Raw genomic sequence first — 17,283 nt, 5'->3', positions numbered from 1 at the left:
CTGCTGCCATATCCGAGCGTGATGTTGTTCACAATTCACTCATGGCATAACACCAAAGGGGAGGGGGAGGGATGCTGATTTTGATCAAAAAATGGCATAACGATTAAACAAAAATGACAAAATTCCTCAAAGTTTCCGCTGACGCGCGTTTTACCCGCTAAACGCGCGCCAGTAGAAAATTAAATGCGGAAATGGCCGGCGGTTTCAGCAAGGTCGCCCGCCTGGCTCTGCAGGGCGCCCGCAGCGGCGGCAGATTGCACGACCAGCTCGGCGTTCTGCTGGACCATGCGGTCGAGATGGGTCACCGCGTGGTTGATCTCGTGAATGCCTTTCATCTGCTCGCTGGTGGCGATAGAGATTTCGCGCATGATGCCGGAGACGCTGCCGATGCTGGAGCGGATCTCGTCCATGCTTTCCCCGGCCAGATGCACGTAGCGGGAGCCGGTGGCCACGCTGTCGGTGGTGGAATCAATCAGCGATTTGATCTCTTTCGCCGCCTGGGCGCTACGGCTCGCCAGGTTACGCACTTCGCCCGCCACCACGGCAAACCCGCGCCCCTGCTCGCCGGCACGGGCCGCCTCGACGGAGGCGTTCAGCGCCAGAATGTTGGTCTGGAACGCGATGCCGTCAATCACGCTGGTGATATCGCCAATTTTAGCCGACGCGACTTCGATGGACTGCATGGTGCTGATCGCCTGGGATACCACCTCGCCGCCGCGCGCAGCGGCCGCGGAGGCCTTGCTCGCCTGGTCATTTGCTTCCGCCGCCGACTCGTTCGACTGGGTCACGGAGGCGGTGATCTGCTCTACGGCGCTGGCCGTCTCGCGCAGGCTGGATGCTGCCTGCTCGGTACGTCCGGAGAGATCCTGGTTACCCGCCGCAATCTCCTGAGCGGCGTTTTTCACCGACTCGCTGGCATCACGGAGCTGCACCATCACCACCGACAGCTTATCGCTGAAGGCGTTAAAGGCCTGGGCAATCTGCGCCACCTCGTCCTCACCGCTGTCAGGCAGACGCTGCGACAGGTCGTTAGTCCCGTTGGCAATGTTGTGCATCGCGTCGCGAATGTCCGACAGGCGCTTCAGCAGACGGGCAATCAGGAGGTGAACAATGGCCGCGCTCAGCAGCGCCAGGATCACCAGCGAAATCGCCGAGGCTTTAAGCAGGGAACGCATGCCGGAAGTGGCGTCACCGTTGTCGAGGGCGACGACCAGCAGCCAGTTTGTGCCCGGCACGGCGGTTGCCACGAAGGTTTTTTCGACGTCGTTCAGCGTACCGTCGACAAGGTTACCGCTTTTCAGCGCAGCAAAATCGATGCCTTTGATGGTCTCAGCAAACGGTTTAAGCGTCAGAGCCGGATCGTTAGCCGCAATCACGCTGCCGTCACTGTTCAGAAGCAAGCCGCTGCTGGACGGAGTTGGATGGATCCCGCGCACGTTCGCCACCACGCTGTCCATGGCCACATCGCCCGCCACCACCGCTTTCAGGGCGCCATTCTCTTTCACCGGCACGGCGAAAGTCACCACCAGTTTACCGGTACCTGCATCAACGTAAGGCGCGGTGACGACCGGGCCGTCCGTGCTGACCACCTGCTGATACCACGGGCGAATGGTCGGGTCATAATCCGCAGGTACGCCCGCGGGCTCAGAGAATTTCGCCGTTTTGCTGGCGTAGCCGACATAAACGTTGGTGAATCCACCCGCCTGCGCAAGCTGTTTAAACACCGGAACCGGGTCGTCACTCAGCGCAACGGTCTGGGCAGAGGCGATAACCGTCATCTTGCTTTTTACCCAGTCGGCAATCGCCATGTTATGGCTGGCGCTGGTGCTGGTCAGGATATCGCGCTGTGACTGCTGGTTATCCTGGCGTGTGACCTGGAAGTTAATAACGGTGTTGAGGAGAAGGGCGACGACCAGACAGCCTGCCGTCGCCGCGATGATGCGTGCACGAATCGATCTGAACATAAGTGAAATACCTGCTGTGTTGTTTCCATGCCTATCGGCAACCCCGCAGGTAAACTTGATGCTGAAACCGCGTCCATAAGAAAATAATATTTTTACGGGTTTATTATTAAAAAGTTAATACTTTATCAGCGGACAGCGTCCACTCGGCCAGTTCAACCAGCGTACCAATTTCTACGCCATCAATCAGCGGCAGTCCGGTCATGCCGCGCCCGTCGGTGCAGGTTTTGCACAGCTTCACCGGCACGTTTTGTGCGGTCAGGATCTCCAGCATCTGCTGAATGTTATAGCCCTCGGCCGGCTTTTGTCCCTTCAGCCCGGCGGTGACGGCGTCCGACAATAAAAAGAGGCGTAACGCCAGATCGCTCTCTTTTTCACGTAGCGCGATCGCCAGGCGCAGGCTGTTGAAAAGGGATTCGCTGCCGTAGGCCGCACCGTTGGCGACGATCACAATCTTCTGCATGTTGACTCCTGTTCTTATAAAGGCACGAATCTTGCTTAATTCTCCGGAGTTTCGCTGTCCGGGAGAGTAAGCATGACATTAATGGCAGGCATTTCGCCAGGCGCTGCCGAATGGCTCACGCGCGCAAAGATGATGCGCCAGGAGCAGTTCAGCAAGCTGGCACAGCTGGGCGTGCTTGTGCACGGCATTAGCCAACTGGTGCACATGTTACAGTGCGAGCGCGGGGCGTCCAACGTCTGGCTCTGCTCACAGGGCAAGCTGTACGCTCCCGAATGCAAAGCCAGCCGGGCGCTGGTGGATGAAAACCTCGCAGCCCTTTACGGCATTCTTGAAACACAGTCGCCGATTCCGGGAAGTGCCGTCTGTGAACGCATCGGCGGCGCGCTCCTGAGCCTGGAGACGCTTCCCGCGCTGCGTGACGGTGTGATTCAGCAGACGGTAACGGCACCCCAGGCGATGGAACACTACTCCCGCATGCTTCGCCATCTGCTCAGTATCGTGCCGCAGCTTAATGACAGCATTGACGATCCGCAAATCGCAGGACGTTTTGTCGCGCTTTATAGCCTGATGCAGGGCAAGGAACTGGCGGGACAGGAGCGGGCGCTGGGGGCGATTGGCTTCACGCAGGGTTTTTTCGATGATGTGACTCGTCAGAGGCTGGTTGACCGCATTGACGGGCAGCAGGCCTGCTTTGAGATCTTTCTCTCACACAGCTCCGCTGACGTTCAGACCACCTTTTCAATGCACTGTCAGCCCGATCGTGAAACGGAGCAGCTCCGGCGCGTGGCCTGTACCCGCCAGCCCGCCGCCGATAACGGCCTTACGGCGCTGGCCTGGTTTGCTCTGCAAACCGCGCGCCTTGAGCATCTGCGCACGCTGGAGGAGACGATCATCGCCGATCTGATGGTCGCGGTGGACGAATGCATTCACCGTGACGATGAGTACGCGCTCCCCGGCGATGAACAGGATGACCCGCCGATCCGCTATCCGGAAAAACCGTTGCTTACCCTGGTTCGCCAGCAGGCGCGCGAGATAGAGCAGCTCTCACGTCAGCTTGCGTCGCTGCGCGATACGCTTGAAGAGCGCAAAATCATTGATAAAGCGAAGAGCGTGCTGATGACCCACCAGAATATGAGTGAGGAACAGGCCTGGACGGCGCTGCGCAAAATGGCGATGGACAAGAACCAAAGGATGGTGGATATCGCCCGCGCGCTGCTCATGGTGAAGAATGTATGGCAGGTAACACCAAAGGAGTAGCTGCACGGTCAGTGGGCATTTTATGCCTGTTTGCGGTGCGTAAAGGCGAGGGAATAACGGTAAGCGCCGCAAGAAACAGTGTGTTAAAACCTGGCATTCACTTTGCATTATCAGATTAACCATTTTTGACGATGCGCCAACGGCGGTGCATCCGTCTTCGGGATAAAGGCGTCCACTGGTGCTTCGGCACCGTGGGCGCTTTTTTTTGGTTTTTTTTCAGGAGTGGTCATGGCGGATTTGTCGAGACGGCGTTTTTTGCAGGCCAGCATGCTGGCGAGTGGTGCAATGCTGTTGCCGGGTGTCATGCAGGCCGCATGGGCGGCAGGCTCGGATAAACCGGAGCAGGAAACAGTGCGCATCGGGTTTATCCCGCTGACCGACTGTGCCCCGGTGGTTATCGCGGCGCTGAAAGGGTTTGATAAAAAATACGGTATTACCATCGTGCCCACCAAAGAGGCGAGCTGGGCGGCGGTGCGCGACAAGCTGGTGGCGGGCGAACTCGATGCCGCGCACATTCTTTACGGCCTGCTGTACGGACTGGAGCTGGGCATCGCCGGCAAGCCACAGCAGATGGCTAACCTGATGACCCTCAACCAGAACGGTCAGGCGATTACGCTCTCCAGCGATCTGGAAGAGAAGGGCGTTCGTGACCTTGACGGGCTGAAAAAGCGGATTGGGCAGCAGGCGCCTGGCACCTATACCTTCGCGCACACCTTCCCGACCGGGACGCACGCCATGTGGCTCTACTACTGGCTGGCCAGCGCGGGCATTCACCCCTTTGACGACGTGCGCACGGTGGTGGTGCCGCCGCCGCAGATGGTGATGAACATGCGCATTGGCAACATGGTCGGCTTTTGCGTCGGCGAGCCGTGGAACGCGCGTGCCATCAACGACCGCATCGGTTTTACCGCTGCGACGTCTCAGTCCATCTGGGCCGATCATCCGGAAAAAATCCTCGGCACCCGTCGCGACTGGGTGGAGAAAAACCCGCACACCGCCCGGGCGCTGGTGAGCGCAGTGCTGGAGGCGGCGCGCTGGATTGAGGCCTCCCCGGAAAACAAACGCGAAACCGCGCAGATCCTCTCCCGCCGGGCGTGGCTCAACTGCAAAGAGCAGTATCTCACCGGACGCATGCTCGGCGAGTACGACAACGGCCTGGGCCAGCGCTGGCAGGACGCGCACCCGATCCGCTTCTTCAACGAGGGGGCCGTCAGCTACCCGTATCACTCCGACGGCATGTGGTTCTTAACCCAGTTCCGCCGCTGGGGCTTGCTCAAAGCCGCCCCGGACTACGCGTGCATCGCACAACGCATTAACCAGACGGCGGTCTGGCAGGATGCCGCCACGGCGGTGGGGGGCATTACCACACCGACTTCACCACTACGCAGCAGCACATTGATGGACGGCACCGTCTGGAACGGTACCGACCCGGAAGGATACGCCAGCCGTTTCGCCATTCACCGTAAAGGGGCCTGATTATGCAGCATCTGCAAAAGACAAAATCACGCGAGACGCCGGAGAGTGGAGAGGTGATTGTCCTGCCTCCGGTGCAGGTTCGCCGCCGTACGCCGACGTTTGCGCGTCGGATTAACGCGATCCTTCAGCGCATCATTCCGGCTTTTCTGGGGCTGGGACTGCTGGTGGTGCTCTGGCAGCTGGCGGCGATTAACAGCAAAGGTTTCCCGACGCCGCTCAGCACGCTCGATTCCGCTATTACCCTGTTTGCCGATCCGTTTTATCGCGACGGGCCAAACGACATGGGCATCGGCTGGAACGTGCTCGCCTCATTACAGCGCGTGGCGGTGGGCTTTGGCCTGGCCGCGTTCGCCGGGATCCCGCTCGGTTTCCTGATTGGCCGCTTCACCTTTTTTTCGCGCATGTTCGGCCCGCTGATCGCGCTGTTACGCCCGGTTAGCCCGCTGGCCTGGCTGCCCATCGGCCTGCTGCTGTTCCAGAAAGCGGAGCCCGCGTCGAGCTGGACCATTTTTATCTGCTCCATCTGGCCGATGGTGATCAACACCGCCGAAGGCGTGCGGCGTATTCCGCAGGACTACCTCAACGTGGCCCGGGTGCTGCAGCTTTCCGAGTGGACCATCATGCGCCGCATTCTCTTCCCGGCGGTGTTGCCCGCGGTGCTGACCGGGGTGCGCCTCTCCATCGGCATCGCCTGGCTGGTGATTGTCGCCGCCGAGATGCTGACCGGCGGTTTAGGGATCGGTTTCTGGATCTGGAACGAGTGGAACAACCTCAACGTCGAAAACATTCTCATCGCCATCGTCATCATTGGCGTGGTCGGGCTGCTGCTGGAGCAGGGGCTGATGCTGATCGCCCGTCGTTTTAGCTGGCAGGAAAAATAAGGAGCGAACATGAAACCATTAATCCAGGTCCAGGCCGTGAGCCAGCGTTTTTCCACCGCCAGCGGCGAATTTCTGGCGCTGCAGAACGTCTCCTTTGATATCCATGAGGGCGAAACCGTCAGCCTGATTGGGCACTCCGGCTGCGGTAAATCGACGCTGCTTAACCTTATCGCTGGGATCACGCTGCCGACGGAAGGCGGGCTGATTTGCGACAACCGCGAAATTGCCGGGCCGGGTCCGGAGCGCGCGGTGGTATTCCAGAACCATTCGCTGCTGCCGTGGCTCACCTGCTTCGACAACGTGGCCCTGGCGGTAGATCACGTGTTTCGCCACAGCATGAGCAAGTCGGAGCGCCGGGAGTGGATTGAGCACAACCTCGACCGCGTGCAGATGGGGCACGCCCTGCACAAGCGCCCGGGGGAGATCTCCGGCGGCATGAAGCAGCGCGTCGGGATAGCCCGCGCGCTGGCGATGAAGCCGAAAGTCCTGCTGATGGATGAACCCTTCGGCGCGCTGGATGCGCTGACGCGCGCCCATCTGCAGGACTCGGTGATGCAGATCCAGCAGGCGCTGAACACCACCATTGTGCTGATTACCCACGACGTGGACGAGGCGGTGCTGCTCTCCGATCGCGTGCTGATGATGACCAACGGCCCGGCGGCGACCGTCGGGGAGATCCTGCACGTTGACCTGCCGCGCCCGCGTAACCGGGTGCAGCTGGCCGACGACAGCCGCTATCACCACATGCGCCAGCAGATCCTGCATTTCCTCTATGAAAAGCAGCCGAAAGCGGCGTAGCGAGGGGGCTTTGATGCGACTGGTCATTATCGGGAATGGCATGGCGGCCACGTGGCTGATTGCCTCGCTCACCGGGCGTGCTGCCGATCGTTTCGCCATTACCGTCATCGGTGACGAGCCGGAGCATGCCTATAACCGCATCCAGCTTTCGCCGGTGCTGGGCGGTGAAAAAACGGCGGCGGGCATCTGTCTTCAGAATGACGACTGGTACCAGGAACGGGGCGTGACGGTGCTGCGGGGCGAAAAGGCGCTCGCCGTGAATGTGGACACGCGGGAAGTGCAAACCACCGCCCGCACGCTGGGCTGGGATGCGCTGGTGTTTGCCACCGGCTCAACCCCCTTTGTTCCTCCAATTTCCGGCTGCAATGCGACGCATGTCTTCACGTTCCGTACCCTGGAGGATATCCGGGCCATTCGGGCGATCGCCGGTCCGGCGGTAGTGCTGGGCGGCGGCGTGCTCGGGGTTGAGACGGCGGCAGCGCTGGCGCGCTCAGGGGACAACGTCACCCTTGTTCATCGCGGTCCGTGGCTGATGGAGCAGCAGCTGGATGAGCAGGCGGGCGTGCTGGTGGAAGAGGCGCTGGCGGCGCGGGGCGTGCGCTGTGAGCTCGCCTCTGGCATCGCGGCGATTGACGGGAATAGCGTGACGCTGCTGAACGGACGCAGCGTCACCGCCGCGCGCGTGGTGCTGGCGACGGGCGTGCAGCCCAACGTCGTGCTGGCGCAGGCCAGCGGCATTCGCTGCGCGCGCGGCATCGTGGTGGATCACCAGATGCAAACCTCCGTGCCGGACGTCTACGCCATTGGCGAGTGCTGTGAAATTGACGGCCAGACGTTTGGCCTGGTCGCCCCCTGTCTGGCGCAGGCGGATATCCTCGCCGCACGGCTGGCCGGAGACGTCACCGCGCCGTTTGTTCTGACCGACAACGGCATGCGCCTCAAGGTGACCGGCGTGGAGCTGTTCAGTCTCGGTCGCGCGGCAGAGCAGGAGGGCGATGTGGTCTGGAGCGCATGGGATCCGCTGACCCGTCACTATCGTCGTTTACTGATCCATCAGGGGGCGCTGGCTGGCGTGCTGCTGATGGGGGACTGCCGCAGCGCGGCAACATTTACCGATTTACTGGCAACGGCTGCGCCCGCGCACGCGGACTGGCTGTTCGATCGTTTCACTACGCAACCGCAGGTTGCAGGACAGAACGCTATGACAAAACCTACTCTGGTGGTGGTTGGGCACGGTATGGTCGGCCATCATTTCCTCGAAGACTGCGTTAACCGCAATCTGCATCAGCAGTATCAGATCGTTGTCTTTGGCGAGGAGCGCTATGCCGCCTATGACCGCGTGCATCTGTCGGAATATTTTGGCGGCCGCAGCGCGGCGTCGCTTTCGCTGGTGGAGGGGGATTTCTTTGCCGACAACGGCATTGAGCTGCGCCTGTCGCAGCAGATTGTCGCTATCGATCGCGACGCGCGCGTGGTGCGTAGCGCCAGCGGGCACGAAACCCACTGGGACAAGCTGGTGCTGGCGACCGGCTCATACCCGTTCGTGCCGCCCGTGCCGGGAAACGATCTGCCGGGCTGTTTTGTCTACCGCACCCTTGACGACCTGGACAAGATTGCGGCGCACGCGGCGGGCTCACGCCGCGGTGTCGTGATTGGCGGCGGGCTGCTGGGGCTGGAGGCGGCGAATGCCCTGAAGCAGCTCGGGCTGGAAACTCACGTGGTGGAGTTTGCGCCCAATCTGATGGCGGTCCAGCTCGACAACGACGGCGCGGCGATGCTGCGCAAGAAAATCGAGGCGCTGGGCGTCGGTGTGCATACCAGTAAAGCAACGACGGAGATCGCCGCCGCGGACGGCGGGCTGGTGCTGCGCTTTGCCGATGGTGAACAGCTTGAAACAGACATGGTGGTCTTTTCTGCCGGCATTCGTCCGCAGGACGCGCTGGCGCGCAGCAGCGGGCTGGCTATCGGCGAACGCGGCGGGATCGGCATTGACGACCGCTGTCAGACCTCCGATCCGGACGTGCTGGCCATTGGTGAATGCGCCCTGTGGGAAGGGAAAATCTTCGGGCTGGTTGCGCCCGGCTACCAGATGGCGAGGGTGGCCGCCGCCGCGCTGGCGGGAGAGGAGAAAACCTTCGCCGGCGCGGATATGAGCACCAAACTCAAGCTGCTGGGCGTGGACGTGGCCTCGTTCGGCGATGCTCACGGCCGCACGCCGGGGGCGCTGAGCTACCAGTGGACGCACGGCCCGCAGCAAATCTACAAGAAAATCGTGGTCAGCCACGACGGCAAAACGCTGCTCGGCGGCGTGCTGGTGGGTGATGCCAGCGAATACGCCACGCTGGTACAGATGATGCTCAACGGGATAGCCCTGCCAAAAGAGCCGGAAACGCTGATCTTACCCGCCTCGTCAGGCAGTGCGCCAAAAGCGCTCGGCGTGGCAGCGCTGCCGGAAAGCGCACAAATCTGTTCGTGTCATAACGTCAGCAAAGGCGATATCTGTCAGGCGGTAAGTGCGGGCGCAACGGATATCGGCGCGATTAAGCAGTGCACCAAAGCGGCGACCGGCTGCGGAGGATGTAGCGCACTGGTGAAGCAGGTGATGGAGTTCCAGCTGGCGGCACAGGGCGTGGAGGTGAAAAAGGACATCTGCGAACACTTCCCGTACTCGCGTCAGGAGATTTACCACCTCGTGCGCGTCAACCATATCCGCACCTTTGACCAGCTTATTAGCCGCTACGGTCAGGGACACGGGTGCGAAATTTGTAAGCCACTGGTGGGGTCAGTGCTCGCCTCCTGCTGGAACGAGTATCTGCTGAAACCGGCACACCTGCCGCTGCAGGACACCAACGACCGCTACTTCGCCAATATCCAGAAGGACGGTACCTACTCCATTGTGCCACGCATGCCTGCGGGGGAAGTGACCGCCGACGGGCTGATCGCCATCGGCCAGATTGCGAAACGCTACAGCCTGTACAGCAAAATCACCGGCGGCCAGCGTATCGACCTGTTTGGCGCCACGCTCGAACAGCTGCCGGAGATCTGGCAGGCGCTGGTGGAAGCCGGATTTGAAACCGGGCACGCCTACGGCAAATCCCTGCGCACGGTGAAATCCTGCGTCGGGTCGACCTGGTGTCGCTACGGCGTGCAGGACTCCACCGGCCTCGCGGTCAGGCTCGAGCACCGTTACAAAGGCCTGCGCGCCCCGCACAAAATCAAAATGGCGGTCTCAGGCTGTACCCGCGAATGCGCCGAGGCGCAGAGTAAAGACGTGGGGGTGATTGCCACCGATAAGGGGTGGAACCTCTACCTGTGCGGCAACGGCGGGATGAAGCCGCGCCACGCGGATCTCTTCGCCAGCGATCTCGATGATGACACGCTGATCCGCACCGTTGACCGTTTCCTGATGTTCTACATCCGCACGGCGGATCGCCTGCAGCGCACCAGCACCTGGATGGACAACCTGGAAGGCGGTCTCGACTACCTGCGGGAGGTGATCCTCAACGACAGCCTGGGCATCGCCCACGAGCTGGAGCAGGAGATGGCCCGGGTGGTGGAAACCTACCAGTGCGAATGGCAAACCACGCTTAACGATCCGAACCGTCTGGCGCTGTTCCGCACGACGGTGAACGTCGCGCCGTCTGATGAAAGCAAGCGCTGGCAGGAAATCTGCGGCATCGACGATATCCCCGAGCAGGCGGGAATCGGCGCGCGGCTTGGGCGTAAGCCGATCGCGCTGTTCCGCTTTGGCAAAACCGTTTACGCCCTTGACGATCGGGAGCCTGAGAGCAGCGCGAACGTGCTTTCCCGCGGCATTCTTGGCGATGCGGCGGGGGAGCCGGTGGTAATTTCCCCGCTCTACAAGCAGCGTATCCGCCTGCGCGACGGCTGTCAGGTGGAGAACGGCGAACCCGCGGTGCGCGCCTGGCCGGTCAAAATTGAGAACGGCAAGGTGTGGGTCGGTAATGATGCCCTGGTAATGCGTGCGGAGGCCTCATGACGGAAATCCGGACAACGTGCCCCTACTGCGGGGTCGGCTGCGGCGTGGTCGCCCGCGTGGACGGTGAAACGGTCAGCGTTCGGGGGGATGAAACCCATCCTGCGAACTTTGGCCGCTTGTGCGTGAAAGGATCGGCCCTGGGGGAAACAATGGGGTTACAGGGGCGATTGCTGCGCCCCGTTGTTGACGGTGCTGAGGTGGCCTGGGCGCAGGCGCTGGGAGCGGCAGGCGAGCGCCTCCAGGACATTATCGACAAATGGGGGCCGCAGGCGGTGGCGTTTTACGCGTCTGGGCAATTGCTTACCGAGGATTATTACGCCGCCAATAAGCTGATGAAAGGGTTTATCGGCGCGGCGAACATTGATACCAACTCCCGGCTCTGCATGTCATCGGCGGTCGTTGGCTACAAGCGCGCCTTTGGTGAAGACGTCGTGCCGTGCAGCTACGAGGATGTGGAAAACAGCGATCTGGTGGTGCTGGTGGGCTCAAACGCGGCCTGGACGCATCCGGTGCTGTATCAGCGCCTGGTACAGGCAAAGCACAACAATCCGGAGATGAAAGTGGTGATCATCGATCCGCGCAGAACCGCCTCCTGTGATATTGCTGACCTGCATCTGGCGCTCACTCCCGGCAGCGACGCCGGGCTGTTCGTCGGTCTGCTTAATGTCATTCAGGGAACGGACGCGTGGCCGATATCCCGCGTGGCGGCGTTTTGCGGCCTCTCGCCGCAGGATATTGGTACGTTTTACGACTGGTTTATGACGGTGCCCCGGGCCATCACGCTCTACACCATGGGAATCAACCAGTCCTCCAGCGGCAGCGACAAATGCAGCGCCATCATTAACGTGCACCTTGCCAGCGGAAAATTTAACCGTCCGGGCTGCGGCCCGTTTTCGCTGACCGGACAGCCAAACGCGATGGGCGGAAGAGAGGTGGGCGGGCTGGCAAATCAGCTGGCGGCGCACATGAACTTTGAGCCGGACGATCTCTCGCGGGTGGCGCGTTTCTGGGGAACGGAACGGCTTGCGCAGACGCCGGGCTTGATGGCGGTGGAGCTGTTTGACGCCATTGCCCGCGGTGAGGTGAAGGCGGTGTGGATCATGGGCACCAATCCTGCCGTCTCGCTGCCGGACAGCCACGCGGTGTGTCAGGCGCTGGGGCGCTGCCCGCTGGTCATTGTCTCTGAGGTGATGAATGATACCGACACCAGCCGGTTTGCCCATATTCGCTTTCCGGCGCTGGCCTGGGGAGAGAAGGACGGCACGGTAACCAATTCCGAGCGACGCATTTCGCGCCAGCGCGCGTTCCTGCCCGCGCCCGGTGAGGCAAAGCCGGACTGGTGGATCGTCGCGCAGGTGGCGAAACGGCTGGGTCACGGCGACGCCTTTGCCTGGCTGCATCCCCACGAGATTTTTTGCGAGCATGCGGCGCTGACGGCCTTTGAAAATGACGGCGCGCGGGCGTTAAACCTTCATGACCTGGCTACGCTTACCCGTGAGGAGTGGGAGCGGCTTGAGCCCTGGCAGTGGCCTGGGGGGGATTTCCCGTGCCGAAACATTGTTCCCGTTGACCCACAGTCGCACGGTGCGACGGTCAGCGCGTTGTACCCGCTGATTCTCAACTCGGGGCGCATCCGCGATCAGTGGCATACCATGACGCGAACAGGATATGTGGCCAGACTGATGCAGCATATCGCCGAACCCTTTGTTGAGGTTTGCCCCGCAGACGCCGTTCGGTTTTCCCTGTGCGACGGCCAGCTGGCGCGCATCAGTTCGCCGCGCGGCGTCATGGTAGCAAGAGTGCGCATCAGCGACGCCCAGCGTGAAGGGAACGCTTTTGCCCCGATGCACTGGAACGCTGCGTTTGCCCGCCAGGGAAAGGTGAATGCGCTGGTGGAAGGGCGCTGCGATCCGGTTTCGGGCCAGCCGGAGAGTAAACAAACCGCCGTCAGAATCCAGCCCTGGCAGCCCGTCTGGCAGGGAGAACTCTATGCCCGCGAAGGGCTGGAAATGCCCTCTTCGGTTTACTGGTGGCGTAAAGCTTCACGCCTGACGGTGGCGTGCGATAAACCGCTGCTGTCGTGGGTAATGGAATACGCCAGCGGCCGGGGCTGGCAGCTGCAGGTTGCGCAGACCGGTGAACGCAGCAGCGTGCTGGCCTGGCATGAAGGCCAGCTTATGCTGGGTTTCTGGGAAGGTACCGCGTTACCGGCGCTGGCGCATACGGTGATTGAAGCCGCTTTTCATTCACCCCCCGTGCTGCCCGCAGAACGCCACGCCCTGTTGAACGGGCAGAGCGTCGGGAAGGCGATGGATCCGGGACGTATTATCTGCAGCTGTTTCAGCGTCGGGGAAGAGGCGATACGGGAGGCGATTGCCGGAGGGTGTGATTCCGTCACCGCGCTGGGGGCGAAGCTGCGCTGTGGTACGAACTGTGGTTCCTGCGTGCCGGAGCTGAAAGGGCTGTTTCAGGATAATCCTGAAATGTCCGCCAGAACTGCATTTCAGGGCTTATCGCGTTAACATAATAAGAGTTTATTCATAAACACAGGTTCTTATTGACGACGTTGATGGTTGTATCGTCCCGCATTCGTTTGCTGTTTTTACTCCCCCTTCTTACGGCCGGAGCCGTTCACGGTGCGCCGAATTCCTTTATGCATCAGGCGCAGCACCCCTTTGATAATAATGGGGATAGTCTGCCCGATCTCGGCCTGGCGGCGCCAACGGGCGAAGGGGAGAAACACCTCGCCGAAATGGCGAAAGCCTTCGGTGAAGCCAGCATGACCGACAACGGGCTGACGACCGGCGAGCAGGCGCGTCAGTTTGCCTTTGGTCAGGTGCGCGACGCGGTAAGCGGGGAAGTGAACCAGCAGATTGAGTCCTGGCTGTCGCCCTGGGGAAACGCCAGCGTGAACGTGCTGGTGGATAATGACGGCAAATTTAACGGCAGCAGCGGGAGCTGGTTTATTCCGTGGAATGATACTAACCGTTACCTCAGCTGGAGCCAGCTTGGCCTGACGCAGCAGACGGATGGCCTGGTCAGTAACGCCGGAATCGGTCAGCGCTGGGTCGCGGGGAAATGGCTGCTGGGCTACAACACCTTTTACGATAATCTTCTCGATGAAAACCTGCAGCGTGCCGGGCTGGGCGCGGAAGCGTGGGGGGAAAATCTGCGCCTCTCAGCGAACTACTATCAGCCCTTTGCCGGATGGCGCGCGCGATCTGACGTTCAGGAGCAGCGCATGGCGCGCGGATATGACGTGACCGCTAAAGCCTGGTTGCCGTGGTTTCATCACCTGAACACCAGCGTCAGCGTTGAGCAGTACTTTGGCGATAACGTTGACCTGTTCAACAGTGGAACCGGGTACCACAATCCGGTTGCGGTCAATCTGGGGCTTAACTATACCCCCGTTCCGCTGGTCACGTTGACCGCCGGGCACAAGCAGGGCGAAAGCGGCGAGAGCCAGAATAACCTTGGGTTGAAGCTCAACTACCGCTTTGGCGTGCCGCTGGCTAAGCAGCTTACCGCCGATGAGGTCGCCGCGACGCGATCCCTGCGCGGCAGCCGCTACGATTCACCGGAACGCACTAGCCTGCCGGTGATGGAGTTCCGCCAGCGTAAAACGCTGTCCGTCTGGCTGGCCACGCCGCCGTGGGATCTGAAAGGGGGCGAGACCGTTATGCTGAAGCTGCAGGTTCGCAGCACGCACGGCATCCGTCAGATCCACTGGCAGGGGGATACGCAGGCATTGAGCCTGACGTCGCCGGCCAAAAGTAACAGCGCAGACGGCTGGAGCGTGATTATACCTGCCTGGAATGAACAGGAAGGTGCGACAAACCGCTGGCACCTCTCGGCAGTGGTAGAAGATGAGAAAGGCCAGCGCGTCTCGTCCAATGAGATCACGCTTGCTGTGGTGCAGCCGCTGGTCGCATTGCCTGATGACGACCCGCGCTGGAAGCTGCTGCCGGAGGAGTAATCCTTAGAAAATGCGTTCCTGATGCACCCACACGGCGGCTTCAACGCGAGATTTTAACTTCATTTTCTTCAGCATATGCTTCACGTGCACTTTGACCGTGCTTTCGGTGATGTCCAGGCGGCGAGCGATCATTTTGTTCGGCAGGCCCTGGGCAATGAGCTTGAGAATGTCGCGCTCGCGCGGCGTGAGCTGGCTGACGTCACGGTCAGAGGTGGCGCGGTTGGCGCGCAGGCTGGCGGCCAGCACCGGCGTTAAGGCTTCGCTCAATACCATCTCGCCCGCCGCCGCCTGCTGCAGCGCCTTAAGCAGATCTTCCGGCTCCATGTCTTTCAGCAGATAGCCATCCGCCCCGCGCTTCAGCGCCGTGACCACATCCTCTTCATGGTTCGACACGCTAAAGACGACGATGCGTCCGGAAAGCGATTTTTCCCGCAGCTTGTCGAGGGTCTCCAGTCCGTTCATGCCCGGCATATTCAGATCGAGCAGGATCAGATCGGGATCGAGGGATTCGGCAAGCTCAATGCCCTGTTCGCCGTTGCTGGCTTCGCCCACCACGGTGATATCGGGCGCCATGCTGACCAGCTGTTTCACGCCAGTACGCAGCATCGGATGGTCGTCGATCAACAGGATGGATGCCGGTTCCTGATTAGTCATGGGTATCTCCTTGAGCAGTTGTAAGCGGTTTCTCGGGAATAAAGGTGACGACAACTTCCGTGCCGCCCGTCTCTCTCCGGCGAACCTGGCAATCACCGCGCAGGCTTTGGGCGCGGTCTCGCATAATGATTAAACCATAGTGGTTAGTGCGTTCGGCATTTTCCGGCACGCCGCGGCCGTTATCGTGAACCGTCAGTTTCACCTGATTGTCGTGCTGGCTGACGGTGACCGTGACCGCCGTTGCTTCAGCGTGTTTAAGCACGTTGCTCAGCGCTTCGCGGGCGATCTGCAGTAAATGTATGGCCTGATGGGAGGGGACAAAGCGCGGCGGCAGCTGGTAATCCAGCTTCACCGGGAACCCCAGCCGGGCGCTAAATTCGTGACAGCTGGATTCCAGCGCCGGGCGCAGGCCCGGCTCGGTCAGCTGCAGACGGAAGGTGGTCAGCAGCTCGCGCAGCTGCACCCAGGAGGTGTTCAGCTCGTTGCGGATCTGGCTGAGCAGCTGCTTGTTGCTGTCGGGCATCTCCGCATCCTGCATCTGCAGGCAGCTCACCTGCATTTTCATACAGGAAAGCGACTGGGCGATGGAGTCGTGCAGCTCGCGGGCGATGGTCGCGCGCTCTTCCATGACGATCAGCTGCTGCTGTTTTTCCTGATGCCTGTCGAGCGCCAGCGTGGCCGTCAGCTGTTCAACCAGCGTATCCACCAGCTGCTGCTGGTCGTGGCTCAGGTGGCGTCCGGTTGGCAGGGTGGCCAGCAGAATGCCGTACTGAGTGTGGCTGTCCGTCAGGCGCCACTTCAGGGTCGTGCCGCCGGAGGTCAGCGGCGGCAGGCCGCGAGGGCAAAGATGGCAGCCTTTGTCATCGCAGGACATATCGGACTGACAGGTAAATTCCTGGTGGTTCTCTTCGTCTTCCACATCGTAGACCCGCAGCTCCAGATCGCGCAGCAGGGTCAGCTTTTGCAGGCCATTCAGCACCGGTGAGAGACGTTCACATAGCGGCACCTGCATGTGCAAGCGACGGTTGGCCTGCCAGAGGAAAGAGAGGATCTCGTTTTTCTGCTCCAGCCCGGCCGTTTTTTCCTGTACGCGCTGCTCCAGCACCGCGTAGCTCTCGGAGAGCTCTGCCGACATGGTATTGAGTGCCTGGCCGAGCATGGCCATCTCGTTGCGCCCGCTAATGTGCGTGCGCTGGGTAAAATCGCGTGCGGTGACCGCGCGGGCCATCGCCAGCAGCTGTTTCCAGGGATTCAGCAGACGCGCGCGGAGCCAGACGATGGTGAAGATCAGCAGCAGCCCCATAAACAGCGCCATGGCCCGGTGCACCATCACCACCCGGTCGATGCGTAATTCGGTCGTCTGGTCGAACGCGGAGACCAGCGCGTCAATGCGGGAGACAAACCCCGCCACGTCCTGGGCAACGGCTTCTGTACTGCGTGCCTGTTTCAGGCCCGGCTGCAGCTGGGTGTGCCAGTACCCCTGAAGGGCGTTCAACTGGGATTGCTGACCGGCACGGATGGCGGCATTTTCCAGCTCGGGGCTGAACGCCGTGCGCTCCATTTCATCGATTAAAGGCCGATCGTCCTGCGTCAGCGGAACCGCCGCCAGCAGACGGTAACTCTGCATGCGTAGCGAGCCTGCCTCGTTGATGGCATGCGCATTACCCTGTACCCCTTGTACCAGCCAGCCGGAGATCGCCATGCCGGTCACGCCGATGGCGGTGGACAGCAAAACAATCAGGGCGAGCTGATTCACGAGCGTTAGCGGAGATAAGCATCTTTTTAACATAGAGTGGGCGTGCTCCTGACGTGGCCTG

At 61.0% G+C, this 17,283-nt stretch carries 11 protein-coding genes; 7 read left to right on the top strand and 4 right to left on the bottom strand.

Annotation, left to right across the window (positions count from 1 at the left end; all coding sequences use genetic code 11):
* Nucleotides 1–179: 179 nt before the first annotated feature.
* Both ACOTXF_RS00710 and ACOTXF_RS00705 read right to left on the bottom strand, forming a co-directional pair.
* The gene (locus ACOTXF_RS00710) at nucleotides 180–1,964 is read right to left on the bottom strand and encodes a methyl-accepting chemotaxis protein (RefSeq protein ID WP_008499521.1); all 1,785 of its coding nucleotides are present in this window, start codon (nucleotides 1,962–1,964) and stop codon (nucleotides 180–182) included.
* Between the two features lie 106 nt (nucleotides 1,965–2,070).
* Nucleotides 2,071–2,424, bottom strand: coding sequence for a DsrE/DsrF/TusD sulfur relay family protein (locus ACOTXF_RS00705; RefSeq protein WP_047747433.1), 354 nt, complete (start codon nucleotides 2,422–2,424; stop codon nucleotides 2,071–2,073).
* A 72-nt stretch (nucleotides 2,425–2,496) separates the two neighbouring features.
* Here ACOTXF_RS00705 and nasR point away from each other — a divergent pair, with 72 nt between their 5' ends.
* From nasR to ACOTXF_RS00670, 7 genes are all read left to right on the top strand, one after another.
* Complete coding sequence (nasR, locus tag ACOTXF_RS00700) at nucleotides 2,497–3,681, top strand: nitrate regulatory protein NasR (protein ID WP_021240351.1); 1,185 nt, start codon at nucleotides 2,497–2,499, stop codon at nucleotides 3,679–3,681.
* Between the two features lie 228 nt (nucleotides 3,682–3,909).
* Nucleotides 3,910–5,157, top strand: a complete 1,248-nt coding sequence (locus ACOTXF_RS00695; RefSeq protein WP_232926603.1) for a CmpA/NrtA family ABC transporter substrate-binding protein — start codon at nucleotides 3,910–3,912, stop codon at nucleotides 5,155–5,157.
* Between the two features lie 2 nt (nucleotides 5,158–5,159).
* A complete protein-coding gene (gene ntrB, locus ACOTXF_RS00690) occupies nucleotides 5,160–6,038 on the top strand; it encodes a nitrate ABC transporter permease (protein WP_047747434.1) in 879 nt (292 codons plus the stop codon).
* A 9-nt stretch (nucleotides 6,039–6,047) separates the two neighbouring features.
* A complete protein-coding gene (locus ACOTXF_RS00685) occupies nucleotides 6,048–6,836 on the top strand; it encodes an ABC transporter ATP-binding protein (RefSeq protein WP_048962807.1) in 789 nt (262 codons plus the stop codon).
* Between the two features lie 13 nt (nucleotides 6,837–6,849).
* Nucleotides 6,850–10,836 carry a nitrite reductase large subunit NirB gene (gene nirB, locus ACOTXF_RS00680; RefSeq protein ID WP_421635242.1) on the top strand — a complete coding sequence of 1,329 codons (3,987 nt, stop codon included), beginning with the start codon at nucleotides 6,850–6,852 and terminating at the stop codon, nucleotides 10,834–10,836.
* On the top strand, nucleotides 10,833–13,358 hold the full coding sequence (locus ACOTXF_RS00675; RefSeq protein WP_048962806.1) for a nitrate reductase: 2,526 nt from the start codon (nucleotides 10,833–10,835) through the stop codon (nucleotides 13,356–13,358). The genes nirB and ACOTXF_RS00675 overlap by 4 nt, the downstream gene beginning before the upstream one ends.
* A 47-nt stretch (nucleotides 13,359–13,405) precedes the next feature.
* Nucleotides 13,406–14,812 (top strand): YchO/YchP family invasin, encoded by a 1,407-nt coding sequence (locus ACOTXF_RS00670; RefSeq protein ID WP_232926617.1) that lies wholly within the window; start codon nucleotides 13,406–13,408, stop codon nucleotides 14,810–14,812.
* A gap of 3 nt (nucleotides 14,813–14,815) precedes the next feature.
* Here ACOTXF_RS00670 and narL read toward each other — a convergent pair whose 3' ends face one another.
* Together narL and narX are read right to left on the bottom strand one after the other, a co-directional pair.
* Entirely contained in the window at nucleotides 14,816–15,466 is a 651-nt protein-coding gene (narL, locus tag ACOTXF_RS00665) for a two-component system response regulator NarL (RefSeq protein ID WP_008499531.1), read from the bottom strand.
* Entirely contained in the window at nucleotides 15,459–17,255 is a 1,797-nt protein-coding gene (narX, locus tag ACOTXF_RS00660; RefSeq protein ID WP_021240344.1) for a nitrate/nitrite two-component system sensor histidine kinase NarX, read from the bottom strand. Before narX ends, narL begins: the two co-directional genes overlap by 8 nt.
* Between the last annotated feature and the right edge of the window lie 28 nt (nucleotides 17,256–17,283).

Source organism: Enterobacter cloacae complex sp. IR53041, assembly GCF_049238285.1.
GTDB classification, from domain to species: Bacteria; Pseudomonadota; Gammaproteobacteria; order Enterobacterales; family Enterobacteriaceae; genus Enterobacter; species Enterobacter roggenkampii.
The sequence above is the reverse complement of the archived record's forward strand: the minus strand, read 5'-3'. Positions and strand labels throughout refer to the sequence as shown.